This window comes from Asaia spathodeae NBRC 105894 (assembly GCF_025994195.1).
Lineage (GTDB): Bacteria > Pseudomonadota > Alphaproteobacteria > Acetobacterales > Acetobacteraceae > Asaia > Asaia siamensis.
Map to the genome: position 1 here is coordinate 226,405 of NZ_BAPY01000001.1, position 22,438 is coordinate 248,842.

General features: G+C 59.9%; 23 protein-coding genes and 1 tRNA gene. 5 read left to right on the plus strand and 19 right to left on the minus strand.

What is annotated here, in order from left to right; genetic code table 11:
• Positions 1 to 46: 46 nt before the first annotated feature.
• From AA105894_RS01010 to AA105894_RS01040, 7 genes are all read right to left on the minus strand, one after another.
• Positions 47 to 1,066, minus strand: coding sequence for an ABC transporter permease subunit (locus AA105894_RS01010; RefSeq protein ID WP_188426955.1), 1,020 nt, complete (start codon positions 1,064 to 1,066; stop codon positions 47 to 49).
• Positions 1,067 to 1,077: 11 nt separating this feature from the next.
• Positions 1,078 to 2,637, minus strand: a complete 1,560-nt coding sequence (locus AA105894_RS01015) for a sugar ABC transporter ATP-binding protein (protein ID WP_267310104.1) — start codon at positions 2,635 to 2,637, stop codon at positions 1,078 to 1,080.
• A gap of 188 nt (positions 2,638 to 2,825) precedes the next feature.
• On the minus strand, positions 2,826 to 3,170 hold the full coding sequence (locus AA105894_RS01020; protein WP_267310105.1) for a TetR-like C-terminal domain-containing protein: 345 nt from the start codon (positions 3,168 to 3,170) through the stop codon (positions 2,826 to 2,828).
• Between the two features lie 221 nt (positions 3,171 to 3,391).
• Complete coding sequence (gene fusA / locus AA105894_RS01025; RefSeq protein ID WP_188426960.1) at positions 3,392 to 5,497, minus strand: elongation factor G; 2,106 nt, start codon at positions 5,495 to 5,497, stop codon at positions 3,392 to 3,394.
• Between the two features lie 237 nt (positions 5,498 to 5,734).
• The gene (rpmB, locus tag AA105894_RS01030) at positions 5,735 to 6,037 is read right to left on the minus strand and encodes a 50S ribosomal protein L28 (RefSeq protein ID WP_188426962.1); all 303 of its coding nucleotides are present in this window, start codon (positions 6,035 to 6,037) and stop codon (positions 5,735 to 5,737) included.
• 119 nt (positions 6,038 to 6,156) lie between these two features.
• Entirely contained in the window at positions 6,157 to 6,501 is a 345-nt protein-coding gene (locus AA105894_RS01035; protein ID WP_229719847.1) for a hypothetical protein, read from the minus strand.
• A 26-nt stretch (positions 6,502 to 6,527) separates the two neighbouring features.
• Positions 6,528 to 8,351 (minus strand): ABCB family ABC transporter ATP-binding protein/permease, encoded by a 1,824-nt coding sequence (locus tag AA105894_RS01040; protein ID WP_267310106.1) that lies wholly within the window; start codon positions 8,349 to 8,351, stop codon positions 6,528 to 6,530.
• An 89-nt stretch (positions 8,352 to 8,440) separates the two neighbouring features.
• Here AA105894_RS01040 and AA105894_RS01045 point away from each other — a divergent pair, with 89 nt between their 5' ends.
• The 3 genes from AA105894_RS01045 to AA105894_RS01055 all read left to right on the plus strand — a co-directional run bounded on the left by AA105894_RS01045 (position 8,441) and on the right by AA105894_RS01055 (position 11,074).
• The gene (locus AA105894_RS01045) at positions 8,441 to 9,265 is read left to right on the plus strand and encodes an NUDIX hydrolase (protein ID WP_267310107.1); all 825 of its coding nucleotides are present in this window, start codon (positions 8,441 to 8,443) and stop codon (positions 9,263 to 9,265) included.
• The gene (locus AA105894_RS01050) at positions 9,262 to 9,744 is read left to right on the plus strand and encodes a DUF3574 domain-containing protein (RefSeq protein WP_267310108.1); all 483 of its coding nucleotides are present in this window, start codon (positions 9,262 to 9,264) and stop codon (positions 9,742 to 9,744) included. The genes AA105894_RS01045 and AA105894_RS01050 overlap by 4 nt, the downstream gene beginning before the upstream one ends.
• Before the next feature lie 229 nt (positions 9,745 to 9,973).
• Positions 9,974 to 11,074, plus strand: coding sequence for an AI-2E family transporter (locus tag AA105894_RS01055; protein ID WP_229719848.1), 1,101 nt, complete (start codon positions 9,974 to 9,976; stop codon positions 11,072 to 11,074).
• Positions 11,075 to 11,292: 218 nt separating this feature from the next.
• Here AA105894_RS01055 and AA105894_RS01060 read toward each other — a convergent pair.
• From AA105894_RS01060 to AA105894_RS01090, 7 genes are all read right to left on the minus strand, one after another.
• Positions 11,293 to 11,366 (minus strand) — tRNA-Pro (locus tag AA105894_RS01060).
• 78 nt (positions 11,367 to 11,444) lie between these two features.
• Entirely contained in the window at positions 11,445 to 12,260 is an 816-nt protein-coding gene (locus AA105894_RS01065) for a MerR family transcriptional regulator (RefSeq protein WP_267310109.1), read from the minus strand.
• Complete coding sequence (locus AA105894_RS01070; protein WP_025840826.1) at positions 12,257 to 12,580, minus strand: integration host factor subunit alpha; 324 nt, start codon at positions 12,578 to 12,580, stop codon at positions 12,257 to 12,259. Before AA105894_RS01070 ends, AA105894_RS01065 begins: the two co-directional genes overlap by 4 nt.
• An 85-nt stretch (positions 12,581 to 12,665) precedes the next feature.
• Positions 12,666 to 13,619 (minus strand): beta-ketoacyl-ACP synthase III, encoded by a 954-nt coding sequence (locus AA105894_RS01075; protein ID WP_267310110.1) that lies wholly within the window; start codon positions 13,617 to 13,619, stop codon positions 12,666 to 12,668.
• Between the two features lie 67 nt (positions 13,620 to 13,686).
• A complete protein-coding gene (plsX, locus tag AA105894_RS01080; protein WP_267310111.1) occupies positions 13,687 to 14,781 on the minus strand; it encodes a phosphate acyltransferase PlsX in 1,095 nt (364 codons plus the stop codon).
• 65 nt (positions 14,782 to 14,846) lie between these two features.
• Complete coding sequence (gene rpmF / locus AA105894_RS01085) at positions 14,847 to 15,050, minus strand: 50S ribosomal protein L32 (protein ID WP_023977526.1); 204 nt, start codon at positions 15,048 to 15,050, stop codon at positions 14,847 to 14,849.
• Positions 15,051 to 15,187: 137 nt separating this feature from the next.
• Complete coding sequence (locus AA105894_RS01090; RefSeq protein ID WP_267310112.1) at positions 15,188 to 15,784, minus strand: DUF177 domain-containing protein; 597 nt, start codon at positions 15,782 to 15,784, stop codon at positions 15,188 to 15,190.
• Between the two features lie 186 nt (positions 15,785 to 15,970).
• Here AA105894_RS01090 and AA105894_RS01095 point away from each other — a divergent pair, with 186 nt between their 5' ends.
• Positions 15,971 to 16,543, plus strand: coding sequence for an outer membrane protein assembly factor BamE (locus AA105894_RS01095; RefSeq protein WP_188426977.1), 573 nt, complete (start codon positions 15,971 to 15,973; stop codon positions 16,541 to 16,543).
• A 112-nt stretch (positions 16,544 to 16,655) separates the two neighbouring features.
• Here AA105894_RS01095 and AA105894_RS01100 read toward each other — a convergent pair whose 3' ends face one another.
• From AA105894_RS01100 to def, 4 genes are read right to left on the minus strand one after another with little or no spacing between them, the layout of a single operon-like run.
• On the minus strand, positions 16,656 to 18,002 hold the full coding sequence (locus tag AA105894_RS01100; RefSeq protein ID WP_267310113.1) for an ATP-binding protein: 1,347 nt from the start codon (positions 18,000 to 18,002) through the stop codon (positions 16,656 to 16,658).
• Positions 18,003 to 18,012: 10 nt separating this feature from the next.
• Positions 18,013 to 18,702, minus strand: coding sequence for a response regulator (locus tag AA105894_RS01105; RefSeq protein ID WP_188426981.1), 690 nt, complete (start codon positions 18,700 to 18,702; stop codon positions 18,013 to 18,015).
• Positions 18,699 to 19,181: a MarR family winged helix-turn-helix transcriptional regulator gene (locus AA105894_RS01110; protein ID WP_267310114.1), complete on the minus strand. Its 483-nt coding sequence runs from the start codon at positions 19,179 to 19,181 to the stop codon at positions 18,699 to 18,701. Before AA105894_RS01110 ends, AA105894_RS01105 begins: the two co-directional genes overlap by 4 nt.
• 3 nt (positions 19,182 to 19,184) lie before the next feature.
• The gene (gene def, locus AA105894_RS01115; RefSeq protein ID WP_267310115.1) at positions 19,185 to 19,715 is read right to left on the minus strand and encodes a peptide deformylase; all 531 of its coding nucleotides are present in this window, start codon (positions 19,713 to 19,715) and stop codon (positions 19,185 to 19,187) included.
• A gap of 221 nt (positions 19,716 to 19,936) precedes the next feature.
• Here def and rpsU point away from each other — a divergent pair, with 221 nt between their 5' ends.
• The gene (rpsU, locus tag AA105894_RS01120) at positions 19,937 to 20,140 is read left to right on the plus strand and encodes a 30S ribosomal protein S21 (protein WP_007283570.1); all 204 of its coding nucleotides are present in this window, start codon (positions 19,937 to 19,939) and stop codon (positions 20,138 to 20,140) included.
• Positions 20,141 to 20,311: 171 nt separating this feature from the next.
• On the opposite strand, the gene AA105894_RS01125 is transcribed toward rpsU, so the two are convergent.
• Complete coding sequence (locus AA105894_RS01125; protein ID WP_267310116.1) at positions 20,312 to 22,438, minus strand: prolyl oligopeptidase family serine peptidase; 2,127 nt, start codon at positions 22,436 to 22,438, stop codon at positions 20,312 to 20,314.

The window sequence follows — 22,438 nt, forward strand, 5'->3', positions numbered from 1 at the left end:
AACGGAAGGAAAACAAACTCGAAGGATAAAGGACTGCAACGCGAAATCAGGTGCGCGCCGCAGGAGCGCGGAACCGGTCGAGAGCGACCGCCACGATGATGACGAGTCCCTTGACGATGAACTGCCAGATATCGGACACGCCAATCAGGATGAGGCCATTCGTGAGAACAGCGATCAGAAGGGCACCGACCAGAGTCCCCCAGATCGTGCCGACACCACCGACGAAGGACGTTCCGCCGAGAATGACGGCAGCGATGGCATCCAGCTCGTATGACTGGCCAAGCTGCAGCCCGTTCGCTGCATAGAGCCGTGCCGATGACATGACGGCACCAAGACCCGCCAGCAGCCCCGCAGCGGCGTAGACGAACATCAGCACAAGACCGACGCGGATACCGGCCAGACGAGCAGCAGAGGGATTGCCGCCGATGGCGTAGATATGCACGCCCAGAACGGTGCGACGCAGAATGAACCAGCTCACCACCACGACAGCGAGGGCGATGACTGCCAGCCAAGGAATGGTGAAGCTCGACGTCACCGCAATGCCGTCATTGCCGATCCAGGCAAAGGACAGGTCAGGATTGAAGATGGTCCGGTCATTGCCCATCAGACGGGCCAGACCGCGCACAGCGGTGAGCGTTCCGAGCGTCACGATGAAGGGCGGAATTTTCACTCCGGCAATCAGGGCGCCGTTGAATGCGCCGATTAGCAATCCTGCGCCGAGGCAGGCCGGTACGGCAAGCCATGCCAGATGAGGAGAGAGCGATGTGATCAGCCCGCACATGGCAGCGAAAGCCAGGGTTGAGCCTACCGACAGATCGATACCGCCAGTGAGAATCACAAAGGTCATGCCGGAAGCAAGCACCGTATTGATCGATGCCTGCTGGGCGATGATCGAGAGATTTTGCCCCGAGAGAAAACGATGCCCGCCCAGAAAATGAAAGCCGAGGGCGAGCAGAATCAGAACAGGCAACATGCCAGCCGTCTGAAGAATGCTGCGGGTTGTTGCGCGCGCGTTGAGCTGGGCGGCGGGAGTAGCCGCAACCGCCGGGTTGAGAGTGGTGCTCATTGAGAGATTTCCTAGGCGGCGAGTGAGGAAACGGGGGCAAGACCAACAGCCAGAGACATGATGGCCTCCTGGGTGATGGCGTCGCCCGTGAGTTCGCCCGTGAGATGACCTTCGCGCATGACCAGCACGCGATCGCTCACGCCGATGATCTCGGCCATTTCGCTCGATATGACGATGATCCCCAGCCCCTGAGCTGCCAGATCGTTGATAATACGATAGATTTCTGTCTTTGCGCCGATATCGACACCGCGCGTCGGCTCATCGAGGATCAGCACCCTCGGCCCGGTTTCGAGCAGACGCCCCAGAAGGACCTTCTGCTGATTGCCACCAGAGAGGCCGCCGACATTGGTCAGCATGTTCTGCGCCTTGATGCGCAATGCGGCGAAGGAGCCGGTCGCACGCGTCCGGCCCTTACCCTGATCGAGCACGCCAAGCCGCGAATCACGCTCCACAACACCGAGATTGATGTTGCCGCTGCAGGACATGTCCAGGAACAGCCCGAGCGATTTGCGGTCTTCGGTCAGATAGGCAATGCCCGCAGCCAGCGCATCACGCGGCGAGCGGATGTCGATTTTGCGTGAGTCGAGCGTGATTGTTCCCGCAACCTTTGGATCGGCACCGAAGATCAACCGCGCCAGTTCGGTGCGGCCTGCGCCCACCAGTCCGGCTATACCCAGCACTTCGCCGGGACGCAGGTCGAAGCTGATGGGTTGCACGCGCCTGCCGTCACTCAGCCCCTCGACCTGCAGGATCGGCGCGGCGTCCTGACGGATGTGATTGCCATCCTTTTCGTAGAAGCTCGACAGGTCGCGACCAACCATCAGGCTGACGATCCGGCCGGAAGAAAGCTCATGCTTTTCCAGCGTGCCGACATGGGCTCCGTCGCGCAGCACGGAGACACGATCAGCGAGTTCGTCGATCTCGTCCATGCGGTGGCTGATATAGATCAGAGCGAGCCCTTTGGCGCGTAACTGCCTGATGAGCGCAAACAGACGGTCGGTTTCACGCGCGGACAGCGCGGTCGTCGGTTCGTCGAGCACCAGAATGCGCGCATCGCGATGCAGCGCACGGGCGATCTCGACCAGTTGCTGCTCGGCGACCGACATGGAAGAGAGCCTGTGCTCCGGGCCGAAAGGAGCCCCGAGCTCCTTGAGCAGCCCGCGACATGCCTCATTCATGGCGGCGCGATCGATCATGCCGCCTTTGCGAAGCTCCGAACCCAGATGAATATTCTCGGCGACGGTAAGATTGGGGGCGAGCGCCAGCTCCTGATAGATGATCCCGATGCCCAGAGCGCGCGCCGAAGCCGGGTTGGTGATCTTCGCGACCTCACCGGCAATACGGATCTCGCCGCCCGGATCGGCGCTGTAGGCACCTGACAGAATTTTCATGAGGGTGGACTTGCCAGCCCCGTTCTCTCCCATCAGGGCCAGAATCTCACCGCCATAGGCGTTGAGCGAGACATCCTTGAGAACCTTGATCCCGGAAAATGTCTTAGAAATACCCGCCACATGCAGGAGCGGAGCCCCGCTTTCCTGCGTTTCCAATGTGGTCTGTTGGGCGAATGCCATGGGACCAGCCTCCCGATTTGAGCCTGAAGCAGCGGGGGTTTTGCCCAGTGGGGTCCCTCTGCCGAAAAGGAGAGAAGCAGAGTTCTGGTTAATTTTATATAATGTTTTTGCAATATTTTGGTTAGTAACTGGAATGTGAACGTTAAACGTCGTTCATGTTCCTCTCGAAAACGTCACCCTGCTCTCAGTCACCCGGCTGCCTCGAGCGCGGCCTGCAGGAACCCCGTCAGGGACGCAGATTCCGCACCCTTCCGAAGCGGTCCAAGCATGCCATCAATCGCAAGAACGGCGAGTCCATGGACACGTCCCCAAAGCCCGGCCATGCGCGCTGCCTGGGCGGCTCCCGACACTTCATGGTCAGACAGGAGTCGCAAAGCCTCGAAAGCTCGTCCGGCAGCTGCCGCAAGGTCTGGTCGGTCATGATCGAGCAGGGCGTCGCGAAACATGAGTCGGAAAAGGTCAGGGTTCGCGTGCGCAAAGGCGATATAGGCATTTCCTACCGCGTGAGCCGCCGTAGGGTACTGCCCCCTCACCTGACGACCTGCTTGGAGCTGGTTTTGATGGGCTATGACGTCTGCGCGTTATCGCGGGAGAGCGAGGAAGGCTGTTCCTGCTCAGTTTCAGAGGCAAAACGCTTTACCGACGCTACGCGCCTTTCGGAGAGCGCGCACCGTCTGAATATGACGCCCGCTGAAACGAAAAAAGCCGCCCCGAAGGGCGGCTTTCTCGTAACCAGAGACTGAAATCCGAAGGATCAGGCGCTCTTTGCCATGATCTCGTCAGCCACGTTGCGCGGCACGGGATCATAGTGATGGAACTGCATCGTGAACGACGCACGGCCCTTGGTGGCCGAACGCAGATGCGAGATGTAGCCGAACATTTCCTTCAGCGGCACCTGAGCGCGGATCATGACGGTCGAACCGGCCGTCTCCTGGCTCTGGATGATGCCACGACGACGGTTAAGGTCGCCCACCACGTCGCCGACGTGATCGTTCGGGGTCGTGATTTCGACGTCCATGATCGGCTCAAGGATCACGGGGCCGGCATTCTTCATGCCTTCACGGAAGCAAGCCTTGGCAGCGATTTCGAAGGCGAGAGCCGACGAGTCGACGTCATGGTACTTGCCGTCGAGCAGCGTGAACTTGAAGTCCACCGTCGGGAAGCCAGCCAGCACGCCCGTCGAGGACTGCATGCGGATGCCCTTTTCGACAGCCGGGATGTATTCCTTCGGAACCGTACCGCCGACGACCTTGTTCTCGAAGCTGATGCCTTCGTTACGCTCGACCGGGGTGAACTCGATCTTGACTTCAGCGTACTGACCCGAACCACCAGACTGCTTCTTGTGGGTGTAGGTCTCGATATGCGGACGCGAGATCGTCTCACGATAAGCAACCTGAGGCGCACCGACATTGGCTTCCACGCCGTATTCACGACGCAGACGGTCCACGATGATGTCCAGATGCAGCTCGCCCATGCCGGACAGGATGGTCTGACCCGTTTCCTGGTCGGTCTTGAGCTGCAGCGAGGGATCTTCAGCGGCCAGCTTCTGCAGGGCCAGCGTCATCTTCTCGACGGCATCCTTGGTCTTCGGCTCGACCGAGATGTCGATCACCGGAACCGGGAACTGCATGCGCTCCAGAACCACCGGATCAGCGGCATCAGCCAAGGTGTCACCCGTCTGGGTGTCCTTCAGCCCCACGAAAGCAGCAATATCGCCAGCGCCGACCTGCTTGACTTCCTCACGCTTGTCAGCGTGCATCTGGAACATGCGGCCCACGCGTTCCTTGTGGCCCTTGGTCGTGTTCAGCACGGTGTCGCCCGACTTCAGAACGCCACGATAGACGCGCACGAAGGTCAGGGTGCCGTACTTGTCCGAAATGATCTTGAACGCGAGACCAGCGAACTTGCCGTCGGGATCGACCGGCACGATCGGCAGGAAGTTCTCGTCAACCTCTTCGCCTTCCGGCGGCGCGATACGGATGCCTTCGACTTCGTCAGGAGCCGGCAGGTAATCGATAACGGCATCGAGGAGCGGCTGGACGCCCTTGTTCTTGAAGGCCGTGCCGCACAGGACGGGACGGAACACGCCGGAGATGGCGCCCTTCTTGATGCACTTCTTCAGCGTTGCGACATCGACATCGCCCTTCTCGAAGTATTCTTCGATAGCGGCTTCATCAACGCTCAGCGCGGTGTCCAGAAGGTTCTGGCGGGCTTCAGCTGCCTTCTCCTTCAGGTCATCGGGGATCTCGGCATAGTGGAACTTCGCACCCAGCTCGCCGCCTTCCCAGATGATGGCGCGCATTTCGACCAGGTCGACCACGCCAACGAAATTTTCTTCAATGCCGATCGGCAGCTGAAGCGGAATAGCGACGATGTCGAGCTTTTCCTTCAGCGTGTCGAACGCGCGATAGAAATCGGCGCCGGTACGATCGAGCTTGTTGATGAAGATGACGCGCGGAACGTTATAGCGGTCAGCCAGACGCCAGTTGGTTTCTGACTGCGGCTGAACACCGGCAACGCCTTCGATGATGAAGATGGCGCCGTCGAGCACGCGCAGCGAGCGGTTCACTTCAATGTTGAAGTCGATATGGCCCGGGGTGTCGATGATGTTGATGCGGTGGTTTTCCCACTCGCAGGTCACGGCTGCCGAGGTAATCGTGATGCCACGCTCACGTTCCTGCGCCATGTAGTCGGTGGTCGTGTTGCCATCATGCACTTCGCCGATGCGATGCGACACGCCGGTGTAGTACAGAATGCGCTCGGTCGTCGTGGTCTTGCCGGCATCGATATGCGCGGTAATACCGATATTGCGGATCTTCGAGAGAGCCGATTTGGCTTCTGCGACGCTGCTTTCGGACACGGGATACCTCCAGAATGCGATTAAAGGTGCTTCAGGCCGCCCCGAAACACCTTTTGCCGTGGCCGTCACAGATCGACGCAATTTTCGGAATAGTCCGGTAAAGACGTCGAAGCCGGATCGACCAAGTCGGGCCTTGTGATCGAGTGGCTGAATGAAACAACCCGATCACGTTTTCAAGGCCAATTTTGTTGTTGCCTGCCTTTTGCGGCCATAAGCCGGAGGCAGGCGCCATCAGACTCAGGCGGTCTGAACGGCCTTGCTTTCCTGAGCGCGCAGGATGCGGCGCTTGATGACCTGAGCTTCGACCGGGAGCTTACGGTTCGGCGTGCTGATCAGGAACGAGTCCAGACCACCGTTGTGCTCAACCGTGCGGATGCCCTGGGTGGACAGACGCAGACGAACGCCCGTGCCGAGAATGTCGGAGAGCAGGGTGATTTCCTGCAGGTTCGGCAGGAAGCGACGACGGGTCTTGTTGTTGGCGTGGCTGACGTTGTTGCCCGTCAGCACACCCTTGCCCGTGATTTGGCAGCGGCGTGACATGGACTTGATCCTCGGTAGTAATATGTTCGCCGAGACCAGTCCCGGCATACGACGATGCGTTAAGGCGCGGCTTATGACGGAGCCCCCCGCTCCCGTCAAGCCGAAAGCGTCGCAAACTGTCATTCGCCGTCGGAAAACGCATCCGCGCAGATCAGTTCACCCGATCTCACGCTGTCTATGGCCGTCTGGAGCATGCGCACCATGGTCTCGGCATCGGTGGTCCGTGCCAGCACACCCAGCGAGCCACCCAGCAGTGCAGAGGCTATGAGTTCAGATGGCAGATTCTGTTCGACCAGATAGCTGATTGCCTTGTCGATCACCACGCCGCATTTGAGCAGCTCTTCCGGGATTTCGACGGCATCGGGTTCGTTCGAGAGCTCATGCGCGGCCTGTTCACGAATTTCCGCTTCGACGGCCTGGTCGGGATGAAAATCGCGAGCGATTTCTTCAGCCTGTTTCGTCATGGTCTCTCTCCTGTCGTGACGGAATGTCATGACCCAACACGTAGGACGCCCTCATCAGGAAAACCAGATACCGGGTCGGATTGATTGGTCACCATTGCGAAATACCTGCCCCTCGCGGCCATGAGGGTGTCATGTCTTCCCTGCTCAACGATACGCCCTACCTCAATCACCAGAATCAGATCGGCATGACGGATGGTAGACAGACGATGCGCTATGGCTATCGTGGTCTGGCGGGCGGTGACCTGACGCAAGGCCTCCATCAGACGTTGCTCCGTCCCGGTATCAAGCGCACTCGTTGCTTCATCGAGCAGCAGAAGGCGAGGCTTGCGCAGGATGATGCGCGCCAGGGCGATACGCTGGCGCTCCCCCCCGGAGAGCTTCAATCCGCGCTCTCCCACCAGCGTGTCGTAGCCCTTCTCCAGCCCCTCGATGAAACCGTCGATCTGGGCGAGACGCGCCGCCTCTTCGATCTCGTCCTGCGTCGCGTCGAGACGACCGTAAGCGATGTTATAGCCAATCGTGTCGTTGAAGAGCTGCGTATCCTGCGGCACGACACCGATCAGCCTGTGCAGCTCTGAAGGTGAGATAGTGGAAAGGTCTCTTCCATCCAGCAGAATACGTCCCGAGGCTGGAGCGTAGGCGCCAAGAATCAGTCTGGCGATGGTTGATTTACCCGCCCCGGTCGGACCGACAAGCGCGATCGTCTCACCGGGAGCCGCGCTGAAAGAGAGATCATGAAGGATCTCACGCCCGTCATAGTCGAAGCTCACCCTGTCGAAATCGAGCGCGGCTGGCATTGAGATCTCCGGCACCCCTGTTGGCTCCTGTGGCTCGAGATGACCCGCGCGCGGTGGCTCATCCATCAGTTCGGTCAGATTTTCCAAATCGACACAGGCGTTGCGCCAGCCAGCATAGACGATATTGAGCGAAATAATCGCCTGATAGAGCGTGCGAAGATAGGTGCCGATCATGACGAATGCGGCGACGTCGAGCTTTCCGGCGGCCAGATCGTGCGCAGCCATAAAGAAGATGATGAGCGTTGCCACAGCGATCATGGCGTTCTGACTGACGGAAGACAGTCCCGCCACGAATGTCATGCGCAGACTGGCCTTTTCCTGCGCGAGACGAGCCGTTTCGTAACGTGAGAATTCATGCTGTTCGTTGGCGAAATGCCGGACCGCCTCAAAATTCAGCAGGGAATCGAGCAGGAAATGCTGGGCCTTGCCATTGGCATCATTACGTTGCCGGCGTGCCCGGACCCGCTGTCGGACGAACCATTGCGCCAGAGCGATATAAGAAAGCAGCGCAATCACAATGACGCAGGCATAGCGCCCACCGAGAAAGGAGAAGACGACCGCAATTGTCAGCCCCGTATCGAGAATCGCTGGCAGGATATTGAAAAGAGCAAGACGCAGCAACGTATCGGCTGCCTCTGATCCACGCTCGATGGCACGGGTCAGCGATCCTGTCTGGCGGTCGCGATGGAAACGGTAGGGCAGATCAAGCAGGTGGCGAAAAGCCTCCTGCGCCGTCAGCGCCTGGAGCCTCTGGCCGACAGGCTGATAAACCAGCTCCTGCAAGGCGGAGAATGCGCTGCGAAAGAAGATCAGCCCCGCATAGGAGAGAATGAGCGCAATCGGCACGACGATTCTGAGGTCGGGCGATGAGAAATGCGCGACAAGCCGACTGAAAAGGTAAGGTGTCCCAAGAAGACAAAGACGCTCTGCAAGCAGGAGCAAAAGCGTTGCCCCGATGCCGAGCCGGAAATAACGGATGTCATGAGACAGAACCAGTCGCCAGGCGCGCGCAAGACTGGTTACGGCAAAAGGCAGAGTGCGGGGGAAGATCATGACCTCAACCTGAGGCGCCAGAGGGCGTTTTGCAATCGCGACGCGATACGCGATATCGTCGTGTCCCTGACAGGAGAGTAACGCTTTTCATGCATGACGACAGCCTCGCCCCGTTTCTCGCCCATATACGGAACTGCCAGACCGCCATCCTGCCCGGCCCTCGCCGTGAAGTTCTGGCAGGCGATGCCTCTTTCGGTCTCGCTGACCCGCTTCTTTTCGAGGCACTGACGGCGCTTGGCTATGCTGATGGCCCCGTGTTCCGTCTGCCGGACGGAGCCGCGCTGCAATCGCTTGGTGAGGCTCTGGCTGCACAGCGACTCTATCGCCCCCACAACGAATTATTCGATGTTTTCGACAAAAGCGGCGCCGTCATAGGCCGGATCGATCGCGGCGCCCTGCCACTCCTGGGCTGCACGGCAGCAGGTGTGCATCTCAACGGGCTGGTCGAAAGGCCTGAAGGGGTCTTCCTGTGGATGGGCCATCGGGCCGACAACAAGAGACTCGACCCGGGCAAGCTCGACCATCTGGCTGCCGGGGGCATCTGCACCGGGCTTTCACCACTGCAGGCCCTCATCAAGGAAGCTGGCGAGGAAGCCGCCATTCCTCCTGACCTCGCGGCACAGGCCCAGCCGGTTGCCACACTGCGCTATGCCATGGCACGGCCGGAGGGCCTGCGTCAGGACACCCTGTTCTGCTACGATCTGATTCTTCCTCCGGATTTCGAGCCTCAGCCGGTCGATGGCGAGGTCGCTTTCTTCGAGCTCATGCCGATCGAAAAAGTATTCGGGATTGTGCGCGACACGAACGACGTCAAATTCAACGTCAATCTTGTGCTGATCGATCTGTTCCTGCGTCGTGGCCTTTTCTCGGCTGAAGACAGCGCGCGCCTGCGTCAGGCGCTCGACGGGGCATGAGATCATCCAGAGCTGCGGGCGCGCCCGCATTGCGCGCTTTCGCCTTGCTCGCGCTTGGCGGTACGTTGCTTGCCGGAATGTCAGGCTGTGCCGAGGCTCCACCCCCCTCGGGGGCAATGATCGCGGCGTCAGATTTCTGCACCGGCACCAGGGGGCATCCGGCCACGTTCATTACGCTTGCCTTCGGCCTCTCTATACCGGGTGGGGGAACTGTCTCTGCAGAGCAGTGGGCCGATTTCCTTGCCCGGGTCGTCACCCCGCGTTTCCCCGCCGGTTTTTCGGTTATCGAGGCGCAGGGCCAATGGCAGAACGGCACGGCGGCGCCTGTCATTCGGGAGAAGTCACGACTGGTCTGGATCGCTGCCCAGGAATCGCGCGCGCTTGACTCAAAACTCGATGCCATTCGCGACGCCTACAAGAAACAGTTCAACCAAGTTTCGGTCGCCGCGTTCACGCAGCAGGGCTGCGCCTCTTTCTGATCTATGGACTTTGCAGCCCGGACGTTGCGATAGTGTCGCATCGCCGTAACGTGTAAGAAATGAGTCAAACCGCCCTGAGAAGATCGGGGTTCACCAGCAATAGCGGCCATGTCGACGCCCCACGAGCTTCTGGCGCGTGACACAGTGCCCGAGGAACATGATGACGGACCAGACCCCCACCCCTCCCAAGGGCCCAGGCAAGATATCCGGAAAGGGCCAGGAACGGGACGTGGAAGACGAATTCCCGGATGAGAGTACGCTGCCCGGTTCGCCGGTCGGACGTGCCCAGCGGCGATCGCGGGGGTTGCTTGGCTTTTTCTTCATCGCGCTCGCCCTGTTCACGCTCAAGAATTTCCTGCCTGCCCTGCTTTGGGGCTGCGTTTTCGCCATTGCATCCTGGCCGCTTTACCAGCGCACCGAAAAGAAATTCGGTCGCACAGAGTGGCTGCCCATGCTTTTCACCGCCGGCATCGCCCTCATCTTTCTCATCCCGCTGAGCCTCGTGGGCTTCAAGGCCGCAGAAGAAGCCCAGAGCGCGCTGCATTGGATCGACGAAGTGCGCCACACCGGCATCCCCATGCCCGACTGGCTGAACGACCTTCCGTTTGAACGCGCCCAGGTGGCCCGCTGGTGGCAGAATAATCTGGTCAACCCGGAACATCTCAACCGGCTGTTTCACTCCTTCGACGCTGGCCATGGCATGGCTGTGACGCGTCAGGTCACAACCCAGGTTGCCAAGCGCGCCACGCTGTTCCTTTTCTCCATCCTCACCCTCTTCTTCCTGCTGCGCGATGGCGCCGACATCATCCATCGTGTGCTGGTGGTTTCCAACCGCACCTTCGGCAAGCGTGGCGAGAAGCTGGCTCGCCAGATGATTTCCTCGGTTCACGGCACGGTGGCAGGGCTTGTTCTGGTCGGTCTCGGCGAAGGCCTCGTTATGGGCGTGGCCTATGTGCTGACCGATACGCCCCAACCGCTGCTCTTTGCCATGCTGACCGGTGTTGCGGCCATGATCCCTTTTCTGGGCCTTCCTACGGTCGTTCTTGCGGCTCTGCTGATCCTGATCCAGGGCAAGATGATCTCAGCCATTGTCGTGGTCGTTCTGGGCGCCATTGTCATTTTCGTCGCCGATCACTTCATCCGCCCTGCCCTCATCGGCGGCAGTACGCAAATGCCCTTCCTCTGGGTGCTTCTGGGCATTCTGGCGGGCGTCGAGACATGGGGGCTTCTTGGCCTGTTTCTCGGCCCGGCAATCATGGCGGCAGTGCATCTGCTCTGGCGCATCTGGAGCGCCGATTCAGAGCAGGAACTGCTTGAAGAAGGCGGCTGAAAAAGACGCTGGCACCGGATACGTGCTCCCATTGCAGGGAGCTATGCTTATCGAGCCCCCTTCCCGGGGGCTTTTTCATATCTGCCGGGATATCCGAAAAAGGCCAGGCTACTTTTGAAGCAGGAAAAAACTATACAAAAAACCCGCCACGGCTGAATGCCGAAGCGGGATCGTTGCTTCTCGATCTTGTAAGAGAGAATTACCGCAGGACGAAGATATCGGGCAGGCGGGATTCGAACCCACGACCCCCAGTCCCCCAGACTGATGCGCTACCAGGCTGCGCTACTGCCCGTCAGTCCTGCGGTAGAGGCCATTTAGCAGTGGAGAGCCGATCCCGCAAGCGCCTCCGCGAAGGTTTTTTCAATCGCTCTCAATTCTGCTCCGGCACCAGCTGTCGCAGATTATCGAGCTCGCCAAGCACATCTTCCAGCGCGAGACGAAGCGCTCTCTTCTCCTGCTTCCACCGGTCCTGCCGGATGCGCAGATCGAGCAGTTCATCATACAGCACTGCCGCGATGACCGACTCGCTGCTTGCCATCGGGGCTTCCTCACCAGACGCCACCTCGTGCGGCTCGGCAGGCGTTTCGTCTGACGGCTCGGTGACCGCTGGCGCTACCGTCTCTTCACCCGGATCGGTCACAGGCTCAATGTCACCGCCACCGGAAGACAGGACGACCTCGTCCTGCTCGGCCGAGACGTTGAATTCGGGTATCTCGAGAGAAGAGCGTGTATCGGCAGCTGGTGAGACATCGTTCTGACCCGCCGGGAATGCCTCCACCACCGGCTCGGCCTCATGGATCTCGGCACCATTCCCGGCCAGAACCGGATGAATGGTCTCGCGTTCGGGTAAGGTCGGGAGAGGCGTGACGCCGCTACCGGGCAGCGCCTCTTTCAGGACGCGCTGAACGCCCTTGATCGTGTAGCCCTGCACATAGAGCAGATCAGTGATGTGACGCAGCAGGTCGACATCTTCGGGGCTGTAATAACGGCGCCCGCCCCCGCGCTTGAGCGGCTTCACCTCAGGGAAACGGGTCTCCCAGAAGCGCAGCACATGCTGAGGCACATGCAATTCGTCGGCGACTTCACTGATGGTACGATAGGCATTGGGGCCTTTGACCAGACGCTCCAGATCCGCCCGTTCCTCCGTCACTCTGGAGAGTTCAGGAGAGGCGTGGGTCGTGGTCATGAATCATCGCTTTCGCTGGCGAGGCCTTCGGTCGATTCGCCGTTAACTTCAGCTCTGAGAATTTGGCTCGGTCGGAAGACCAGCACAGAACGCGGCAAAATCGGCACTTCAATGCCGGTTTTAGGGTTGCGGCCCACCCTGCGGCCCTTCTGGCGAACGGAAAACGTGCCGAAGCCACTCAACTTGACTGTCTCGCCCTTCTCGAGCCGCGCGGCAATCAGCTCGAGAACCGTCTCGAGCAGATCGGCGGATTCGTGCCGGGACAGTCCAACCTGGCTGTAAATATGCTCTGCAATTTGCGCGCGGGTCACGGTGGTCATGAAGCCACCGTATCATGACAGTAATGAAGGTCAATCAAATCAGTGACGCGGGGCGCTTCTGCGGAGGTTTTTCCTCCGGAGCCGCTTACAGACGAACGAGAGCCGAGCCCCAGGTCAGACCACCACCCAGCGCCTCGAGCAGCACCAGATCACCCTTCTTGATACGGCCATCACGCACGGCTTCATCAAGCGCCAGCGGAATGGACGCCGCCGAGGTATTTGCGTGACGATCGACTGTCACCACAACACGGTCCAGCGGCAAATCAAGCTTTTTCGCCATGCCTTCGATGATGCGAAGGTTGGCCTGATGCGGCACCAGCCAGGCGATATCTTCAGCAGCCAGACCATTTGCCGTGAGGGCCTCATCCACGACCGCAGAAAGCTTGGCCACTGCATGACGGAACACATCCCGCCCCTGCATGTGCAGAACGGGCTTCTCAGTGGTCGGGCCATCGACATAAAGCAGATCGCCATGAGCGCCGTCACTATGCAGATGGGTTGAGAGGATACCCGCGTCCGTATCGTCACTGGCCTCGACAAGCACAGCACCGGCGCCATCACCGAACAGCACACAGGTCGTACGGTCTTCCCAGTTCACGATGCGTGAATAGATCTCGGTGCCGATCACCAGCACTTTTTTTGCCCGGTTGCTGCGAATGAAGGCTTCAGCCGTCGACAGCGCAAAAACGAAACCCGAACAGGCCGCAGTCACATCGAAAGCAAAGCCCCTGTTCATGCCGAGAGCGGCCTGAACCCGCACAGCCGTGGCCGGAAAGCCCTGGTCGGGCGTCGCGGTTGCGACAATCACTGCATCGACCGATTCGGCTGACACACCGGCATAGGCCAGAGCGGCCTGTGCTGCAGCACTCGCCATGCTGACCGCCGTCTCGCCCTCACCTGCAATATGCCGTTGCGCAATGCCGGTGCGGGTTCTGATCCACTCATCGGAAGTGTCGATACGCTCGGCGAGCTCGGCATTCGTGACGACACGCTTCGGCAGATAGCTGCCAAATCCGGTCAGACGCGCGCGCAGGGACATATCTCTTCCTCTTGAACTGGTGCCAGCAGGGCCAAGGCCACAGCCAGCCACTCCCTCACCACGCCTGTCAGGCTGCCGTGACGGACGAAGCGAGCTCGCCTTCAGTATCGGAAGAAGCCATCAGAGCCTCAACCTGGCGAAGACGCTCGCGAATTTTCTCGTTGATCGAATGGGTCACCGCATCCATGGCGACATCAATCGCCGCGGCAAAGCCTTCGGCATCGGCGCCACCATGCGACTTGACCACGATACCGTTCAACCCGACGAACACAGCGCCATTATAGCGGCGCGGGTCGATCCATTCCTTCATGCGTTCCAGTCCGGGACGCACGAGAAGATAGCCGATACGGGTCAGAAGATTGGTCTTGAACACGCGCTGGAGCAGCATCGAAACGAGCTTGAGCGCGCCTTCACCGGTCTTGAGGGCGATATTGCCCGAAAAACCGTCAGTCACCACGACGTCGGTTGTGCCCGCCGTAATGTCGTGACCTTCAACAAAACCATGGAACTGGGATGAGAGAGGCGATTCGCGCAGAATTTCTGCCGCGGCGCGCAGACGCTCATCGCCCTTGAGTTCTTCAGCACCGACATTCAGAAGGCCGATGCTCGGAGCAGGAAGACCCAGAACCGCCTTGGCAAAGGCCTCGCCCATGACGGCAAACTCGACGAGATTACGGGTGTCACAGGCGATATTCGCCCCAAGATCGAGCATGACCACATCGCCACGGGCCGACGGATTGACCGCAGCCATGGCCGGGCGCGTGATGCCGGGCAGGGTTTTGAGAACGATCTTGGCAAGGGCGAGCATGGCGCCGCTGTTACCGGCAGACACGACACCGCCAGCCTCACCTGACGCAACGGCGTCGATGGCCATACGCAGCGACGAGTCACGCAGACGCAGCGCTGCAGTCGGCTTCATTTCCATGGAGATGGATGATGGAGCGTGGCGGATCTCGCAGATGCGCTGCGCCTTGGGGAAGCGCGCAAGCTGCGGACGCAGAACGGCCTCGTCACCAACCAGCAGAATTTTTGCCGAGGGATGTCGATCGGCTGCGCGATCCAAACCGGCCAGAACGATTTCAGGGGCATGATCCCCGCCCATCGCATCGATAGCCAAACAATAAGGCGCAGCCTGGCTGGCCGTCGCATTCAGGTCAGTCATGCTCCGCCCCGCGTCTCATTTCGAACAAGAGGAGCCAGCCCGAAAGAGGCCGGCTCCATCGAGCCTCAAACGCGAACGGTCGTCTTGAGCGTCTTGCCGGAAGCAACGACTTCACGACCGTCGTAATGACCGCAATGCGCGCAGACATGGTGCGGGCGCTTCAGCTCACCGCAATTGCTGCATTCAGCATGAGCCTGAACGGTCAGGGCGTGGTGGCTGCGACGCATGCCCATGCGGGACGGCGTGGTCTTTCTTTTGGGGACGGCCATGGCAGGAGCCTCTTTCTTCTTAGATCGCCCCCGCTTTTGGTCGCCATTCGACCGCAGCAGGAAACGATGCTGTTCACTATGATCAGGCGGGCGGCTCTAGCAGACCCGCAGCCGGGTCGCAAGCATCCTGTGCATTTCTAGCTCAGATCCGTCTTTTTTTTGGGGAGAGACAGACCGGCCAGGGCACCGAACGGGTTTGGTCGGCCACCTGCTTCATCTTCGGCCTCCTCTGCCGTCTCACGGGGGGCTTCGTCAACCGCATTTTCGAGGGCAGCGCCCGGCTTGCGTGGATAGGCAGGCAGCATCAGGGCGAGTTGCTCTGCAGCAATCTCACCCAGATCAAGCGCATTCCCCTCATAGGGAATCTCGTCAATCGCCTCGAGATCGGACGCCGTCTCTTCGGAAAAACGTCGGCTCGGCACAAGACGCACGGCGAAGGATTCGTTCAGCGCGTCTTCGAAAACCTCGCCCGTGATGACACATTCAAGGGCCACATGCGCTGTCAGTACGCCTTCGAGCACAAAATGATCGGAGGGCTCGGAAATGACATTGAAGCGGCAGGTGAGCGCGTGAACGGCCGGGATTTCCAGACGCTTCGCCAGAGCCCGGCACTCGGCGTCGCTGGCCTTGATCGTCTCTGTCAGCCCGTCGTGACCGATACGGTTGAGCAGCAGACGGCGTGAGAATTCCGGCTGGGGGGAGTGGGAATGGGAGGTCCCCTGACTGTCGCTCATGACTGAATTCCTGATACTGACGATGAAAAACCCGCAGACGGGCTTTCTTTTCCGAATTGCCTTACCGTCGCTCTCCGCAATATAGAAGAGTTCGATCATCTTGCCATGGCATCGAAACGCTGTTTCGGTCGTGGTGAAACGATCTCTCGACTTTTTCTCGATCAGTGCAGGACATCATAACCCGCCATGAAGAGCGCCTCCCAGAAGACCTCCCCGCGGCAGAAATCGCATGCGGGTTTTGCGCGCGCCCTGCTCTGCATCGCTCCCCTTGCTCTGGCGGGTTGTTCCGTTTTCAGTCCGATTCCGCAAAATCGCGGGTCGCTGATTGAAAAGGACGACTATGCGCAGCTCGTTCCGGGCACCAGCACGCGCAACGACGTGACCGATATTCTCGGCTCGCCGACGGCACATGCGACTTTCGACGACAACACCTGGATCTATGTCTCCATGGTGACGGTGCCGCAGCCTCTCGGCTTTCCTCGTGTGACCAAACAGAATGTCCTGGTGCTGGCTTTCGATAATGGCGGTGTTCTGCGCCGCATGGATACGCTGCATCGCAAGAACGGCTACGATGTGGGCATGGTCGGTGAAACAACCCCGACACCCGGAACCAAGGTCAATGTGCTTCAGCAGCTGCTGGGCAATGTCGGACGCTATAACCCCATGAGCAACATGGGCAGCACCTTCGGCGGCACGCAGGGCCCGCTGGGCGCAGGCGTTGGCACAGGCCATGGCGGTACTGGCAACTCGATCCCCTGATCTTCTGGCGGAGAGCTATACCCCCTCTCCTGTCGACCCGGCTGGGAGCCTCTCCCCGCCGGGTCTTTTTTTGCCGGCTCTGATGACATCAGCCCGAGCCTGATGCCTGCAATCATCGAGGCAGCTTGAGCACCACGCGAAGGCCGCCCAACGGGCTGTTACGCAGCACCACGCTGCCGCCATGCGCCGCCATGATGTCACGGGCTATTGTCAGCCCCAGCCCACTCCCCCCTTCCGGTCCGGACGTGCTGTTGAACGCTCTGAAAACATCCTTGCGCCGCGACTGGGCAATTCCCGGCCCGTCGTCATCAAGGGTGATCTCGATCATCCTGCCCGCCTGACGCAGCGAAAAGCTCATGCGCCCACCATGACGACGCGCATTTTCAGCCAGATTGATCAGCACACGACGTATGGCGTCAGGCCTCACTGGCACAACCAGATTCTGCTCGGCGTGAATAGCCAGCACTTCACCACCCGCCCTCACGGTATCGGCGGCCACGTCGCGTATCAGGGTCGCCAGGTCGGTGGGCACAGGCTCTTCCTCCCCCTCTCCGCGCGCGAAGGAGAGATAGCTGCCGATCAACCGCTCCATCTCGGCAATATCGGCCACCATGTCGTCGATATCGGGACGCAGTTCCTGAGCCTCGACACTGCCCTCGACCGGCATCATGGCCAGCGTCAGGCGCAGTCTTGTCAGGGGTGTGCGCAGATCATGCGACACACCGGCCAGCACCGCCGTACGTTGGGCGACAAAGCGATTGACCCGCGCCTGCATGCGATTGAAGGCCAGGGCAGCCTTGCGCACCTCCAGCGCGCCCTGGGGGCGGATCGGACCGTCATCGCGCCCGAGGCCGAAATTTTCGGCCGCTTTGGCCAGACGACGGACGGCACGCACCTGCTTCCCCACGAAAAGACCCGCGACGATGAAGAGGAGGATGGCACTTCCGACCTCCCAGGCGACGAACAGCCAGATCGGCCCGACATCCAGGCGCTTGCGTGGCACAATCACGTCGAGCACGCCATCACGCAGTGGGATTTCAAGCCTGACGCCCTGTTTCGTCGCTTTCCAGTCGATATAGCAGGGCGCGTCAAAGACCCGCCTGACGGCGTTGGTCAGATCCTCATCCATTGGCCCAAGCACAAAAGGCGCATTTTTGGTCGTAAGCGTCTCGCCGGGATGGAAATCGATTTCGAGCTGGGTACGCCAGCGCGCCTGCGTGACCAGCCAGTCGCGCTGGGCAGGCATGTGCTCGACCGAATCCACAATAAAGGAGAGATCCGACACCACGCCATCGGCCAGCCGGCGCGACACGACATTCAGATAATTGCCGTAAAAGAGCTGCAGGGCCACAATCTGCGTGATCAGGAGCGGCATCAGCACGATCAGAAGCGAGCGCCCCTGAAAGGAACGCGGCAGCAGCCGTCTGATCACACGCTCCATTAGACGGGCAACCCGCATGATATCCCTCTCAGCTACCGGGCTTCAGCACGTAGCCCTTGCCCCTGACAGTCTGGAGAAAGCGAGGCTCTTTCTGATCGGGCTCGATACGCCGACGCAAACGCGTCACCTGCACATCGACCGCACGCTCGCCGATCTCGTCCATGCCCAGCGCCTCGGCAATGACCTCTCGCGACATGATCTCACCCGGCGTTCGTGTCAGAACCCCCAGAAGGGCAGCTTCACCGCTGGTGAGATGCACGATACCCTCCGGCCCACTCAGAAGATTCCGCCCCGTATCGAATTCCAGCTTGCCCAGACGCAGCAAACGCGGCGCGCTGCTGGGCCGTGGCACATGGCGACGCAGATGAGCCTGCAGACGCAGCAGAAGCTCTCTGGGTTCGAAGGGCTTGCCCAGATAATCATCGGCACCCGATTCCAGCCCGATGATCCGGTCTGCGGGTTCGCCCCGGGCCGTAAGGAGAATGATCGGAAACACCTGCCCTTTCTCTCGCAGCGACCGTGTCAGGCTGAGCCCGTCTTCGCCGGGCATCGTGATATCGGCCACCATCGCGTCTGGCTGGGTGACGGCCAGTATCTTGCGCGCCGCCTCAGCATCCATTGCCGTGGTGATGCGGAAACCGTTTTCAGACAGAAAACGCTGCAACAGCCGTAGCAGCCGCGCGTCGTCATCGACGACGAGAACATGCGATTCGTTCATGTCATGCCTCCCTCACCCTGCAGGGTCGCCAGAACACGGCGGAAACCCTCCACCGCCTGCCCCCCTGACGCCCTGTAGGCAAGTGTCATACGATCACGCAGGGCCGCAAAGATTTCCTCTTCGATCGCGCTGCCCTGTGGGGTGAGATGCAGGCGCTTCACGCGTTTGTCGCGCTCATCCGGCCGCTGCTCCAGCAGCCCGCGCGCCACAAGGTCCTGAAGCACGCGGTTCAGGCTCTGTTTGGTAATGTTCAAACGCCGTAACAAGGCGCTCATGGTCAGCCCCTGATGGGTGGAGACCAGGAACATCACCCTGTGATGTGCCGAACCAAGCTGGTGATCACGCTGGAAAGGATCGCATGTCGCGCTCAGTTCGCGCCAGGCCAGCAGCATCGCCTCATAGGTCAGGCGTATCTGCTCTTCACGCAGATAGAGATGCGCCTGCCCCGGCGCATCACGTGTGCCTCGCAAGCCGGACATGGCTCAGTCCTCGCTGTCGCGTGGGGCTGTCAGCTCATCGGCATAGCCGAAACTGGCGAAATCCCTGATGCGCATGGTGTAGAGAATACCATTGAGATGATCGAACTCATGCTGCAGCACATTAGCGTGAAAGCCGCGCGCCTCGCCGCTGATCACCGAGCCGTCGAGATCGAGCCCCTTATAGGCCACGACGGCGTGGCGTGGCACCACCCCTCGCAGCAGCGGCAGAGAAAGGCACCCCTCGGTGCACTGCATGATGGCATCGCCGACCGGCGTGATTTCGGGGTTGATGAGCACGCGAGGCGGAATCGGCATCTCACCCTCGGCACAGCGCTGCTCGGGAACGTGATAAACAAAAAGACGCAAGGATTTGTGAACCTGCGGCGCGGCGAGCCCGGCCCCGCGGGAATCAAGCATCGTTTCGATCATGTCGGAAACAAGTTGCCTTACGGATAAAGAATGAACGTCTTCAACCGGTTGCGCTGTCTGGAGCAATACCGGGTGCCCCATTCGCGCGATTTTCAGCAACGCCATTTAATCACCTTGTCCTTCACCGACTGAAAAAGTTTCGGTCCAGAACTGCATCGTGACATGAATAATTTTCGGACGATACTGCTCAAACCGTTTGTGTCCTCTTCAAAACCTGTGCTAAGGCGGCGGCCTCTTTGGAACGCTCTGCCATCGGTATCGCGTTCCTGGCATCGCATTTACAAACAAGACCATGATCCCATGGTCGGACAGGAGATGGCAGACCCGTGCAGGTTCTGGTTCGTGACAACAATGTTGATCAGGCGCTCAAGGCGCTAAAGAAGAAGATGCAGCGCGAAGGCGTTTTCCGCGAGATGAAGCTGCGTCGCCACTTCGAGAAGCCCTCCGAGCGTCGCGCTCGTGAAGCGGCAGAAGCGGTTCGCCGCGCCCGCAAGATGGAGCGCAAGCGCCTGGAGCGTGAAGGCTTCTAATCAGCCTGCCTCCACGGCAAACAGATCAACCGCCGTTTTCACGGCGGTTTTTTTGTGCCTGGGTGATTCCCTTTATTTCCCGGTTACAAACGTCTGGAGGCTGTATAGACGAAACGGGGCAGTGAGCCTGCAGCTCCCTGCCCCGTTCCCTGTTTTAGGCCAATCCCTGCTTCAGTGTCTGGATGCCGCATCCTGATCGATCAGGCTCCGGAAGAGATAGACCGCCTCAAGCGCGCGCTCATGGGCAATCTCCCGTGCATTAACCGTCCCGGCATGGCCGCCCTCGGTGTCTTCGTAATAGAAGAAGGGCTTGCCCAGCTCGGCGAGACGCGCCGCAAAGAGCCGCGCATGAACCGGTCCGACGCGATCATCCTTGGTCGAGGTAAAGATGAAGGGCTCCGGATAGGCGACGTCTTTCTTCAGCTGTTGCAAGGGCGAGATACGCTTCAGGAAGGGACTTTCGGCCGGATCGGCCATATGCCCGTATTCCGCCGCCCAGGAGGCCCCTGCGGCCATCGTCTCGAAATTCTCCATGTCGAGCAGCGGAACACCGATAATCACGGCTTTCCACAATTCGGGATGCTGGGTGAATTCCACCCCCATCAGCAGACCGCCATTGGAGCGGCCACGAATGCCCAGATGGTCTTTGTCTGCGATATGACGGGTGGCGAGATCGCGCCCGATTGCAGCGAAATCATCATAGGCGTGCTGACGCCCTGACTTCATACCCGCCTCGTGCCAGGCAGGGCCAAACTCCCCACCGCCACGGATATTGCCGACAACGTAAACGCCACCATGCTCAAGCCAGGTCTTGCCGATATCGGCGTAATAGGTCGGCAGGTAAGAGAGATCGAACCCGCCATAGGCTGTGAACAGCACCGGGTTGTGGTCATCCATCTTCCAATCGCGACGATGGACCACGAAATACGGGATCTCGACCCCATCGCTCGATTTTACCCAGTACTGCTCGGTTTTCAGCCCCTTGGCGTCAAACAGGGCGGGAGTCTTCTTGATCCTTCTGGAAGAGCCATCGGCAGAGTCGAAGCTCCAGAGCTCTGGCGGAATGATATAGCCCTCGACGCGCAGATAGGCATGACTGACCGAGGGCGACGAGGATTGCAGCGTCGCCGAACTCATGCGCGGGAGGATGAAATATTTCTCCTGCCAGCTGCCGCTTTTTCCCGTCGGGCTATAGAGCCTGACCGAGGGTTGCACATCCCTGTAAACCACAGCGATCACCCCCTTGGAGGTAACGCCGATATCGGCTGTCGTCTCGCTTTTGTCGGGGGCAAAGACAAGAACAGGCGCCTTGCCGGGGGCGGCAGGATCGACTGCCACGATGCTGCCCCGCGCGAAATGCGCGCCAGAGACCCAGTCCTGATCGAGACGCAGGATCAGCTTGCCATCGTAAAAGCCGAGATAGCCGATTTTCTGCGGCAGGGCGATCTGGGTCAGGCTGCCCGTCGCAGGATCATAGACACTGTATTCGCTTCTGAAGAAATCGAGATTGCGCTGGATGATGGCGATCTGGCGACCGGTCTGGTCATGCATCACCTGAGGTTCGACAATCATGTCACCCTCATCACCACGATAGATTTCCTTCGCGGCTTCCAGGGGCTGGCCTCGCTTCACAAGGCGCACGCTGAAGGGATAACCCGAGCGCGTCATGCTTCCTGCGCCCCAGTCACGCGAGACGAGAAGCGTATCATGATCAAGCCAGGTCACACGCTGTTTCGAGCGAGGCAGATCAAACCCGTCTGCAACAAAGCTGTTGGTCGTCGTATCGAATTCACGATAGACCGCCGCGTCTTCGCCCGAGAGGGACAAGGCGATCAGGCAACGCCTGACCTCAGGCTCGAGGCAATCGCCCCCCTGGAAAACCCAGTCCTTTTTCTCCTGCCTCGAGAGGGCATCGAGATCGATTGCCGTTTTCCAGACAGGTGAAGGCTGCGCGTAGGAGGCCTCGCTGGCAACACGCCACACTCCCTTGGGGTGGGCGGCGTCCTGCCAGAAATTCCAGATCTGCCCGCCCTGCAGATCAGGCAGAGGCAGACGCCCAGGCGCCTGCTCGACCTTGAGCACCGCATCGTAAAAACGCTGATAACGCGGATCAGACTGCAGAACGGAAGCGCTGCGGCTGTTCTGGGCGCGTACCCAGTCCAGAGCCTCTTTTCCCTCGACCTGTTCCAGCACGGTGCGCGATGGCACTGCAGCCGGGTCGGCCTTGGCCTGAAGCGGCACCGATCCGATCAGGGATGTGCAGACAAGCGATGTCATCGCCAACAGAATGCGCCTCAT

Excerpts from the sequence above, each read along its gene's own strand:
- AA105894_RS01010 (WP_188426955.1), bottom strand. The coding sequence starts at position 1,066 with ATGAGCACCACTCTCAACCCGGCGGTTGCGGCTACTCCCGCCGCCCAG.
- AA105894_RS01015 (WP_267310104.1), bottom strand. The coding sequence starts at position 2,637 with ATGGCATTCGCCCAACAGACCACATTGGAAACGCAGGAAAGCGGGGCT.
- rpmB (WP_188426962.1), bottom strand. The coding sequence starts at position 6,037 with ATGTCACGCCGCTGCCAAATCACGGGCAAGGGTGTGCTGACGGGCAAC.
- AA105894_RS01035 (WP_229719847.1), bottom strand. The coding sequence starts at position 6,501 with ATGACGAAACAGGCTGAAGAAATCGCTCGCGATTTTCATCCCGACCAG.
- AA105894_RS01040 (WP_267310106.1), bottom strand. The coding sequence starts at position 8,351 with ATGATCTTCCCCCGCACTCTGCCTTTTGCCGTAACCAGTCTTGCGCGC.
- AA105894_RS01045 (WP_267310107.1), top strand. The coding sequence starts at position 8,441 with ATGCATGACGACAGCCTCGCCCCGTTTCTCGCCCATATACGGAACTGC.
- AA105894_RS01050 (WP_267310108.1), top strand. The coding sequence starts at position 9,262 with ATGAGATCATCCAGAGCTGCGGGCGCGCCCGCATTGCGCGCTTTCGCC.
- AA105894_RS01065 (WP_267310109.1), bottom strand. The coding sequence starts at position 12,260 with ATGACCACGACCCACGCCTCTCCTGAACTCTCCAGAGTGACGGAGGAA.
- AA105894_RS01070 (WP_025840826.1), bottom strand. The coding sequence starts at position 12,580 with ATGACCACCGTGACCCGCGCGCAAATTGCAGAGCATATTTACAGCCAG.
- AA105894_RS01075 (WP_267310110.1), bottom strand. The coding sequence starts at position 13,619 with ATGTCCCTGCGCGCGCGTCTGACCGGATTTGGCAGCTATCTGCCGAAG.
- plsX (WP_267310111.1), bottom strand. The coding sequence starts at position 14,781 with ATGACTGACCTGAATGCGACGGCCAGCCAGGCTGCGCCTTATTGTTTG.
- rpmF (WP_023977526.1), bottom strand. The coding sequence starts at position 15,050 with ATGGCCGTCCCCAAAAGAAAGACCACGCCGTCCCGCATGGGCATGCGT.
- AA105894_RS01090 (WP_267310112.1), bottom strand. The coding sequence starts at position 15,784 with ATGAGCGACAGTCAGGGGACCTCCCATTCCCACTCCCCCCAGCCGGAA.
- AA105894_RS01095 (WP_188426977.1), top strand. The coding sequence starts at position 15,971 with ATGAAGAGCGCCTCCCAGAAGACCTCCCCGCGGCAGAAATCGCATGCG.
- AA105894_RS01100 (WP_267310113.1), bottom strand. The coding sequence starts at position 18,002 with ATGCGGGTTGCCCGTCTAATGGAGCGTGTGATCAGACGGCTGCTGCCG.
- AA105894_RS01105 (WP_188426981.1), bottom strand. The coding sequence starts at position 18,702 with ATGAACGAATCGCATGTTCTCGTCGTCGATGACGACGCGCGGCTGCTA.
- AA105894_RS01110 (WP_267310114.1), bottom strand. The coding sequence starts at position 19,181 with ATGTCCGGCTTGCGAGGCACACGTGATGCGCCGGGGCAGGCGCATCTC.
- def (WP_267310115.1), bottom strand. The coding sequence starts at position 19,715 with ATGGCGTTGCTGAAAATCGCGCGAATGGGGCACCCGGTATTGCTCCAG.
- AA105894_RS01125 (WP_267310116.1), bottom strand. The coding sequence starts at position 22,438 with ATGAGGCGCATTCTGTTGGCGATGACATCGCTTGTCTGCACATCCCTG.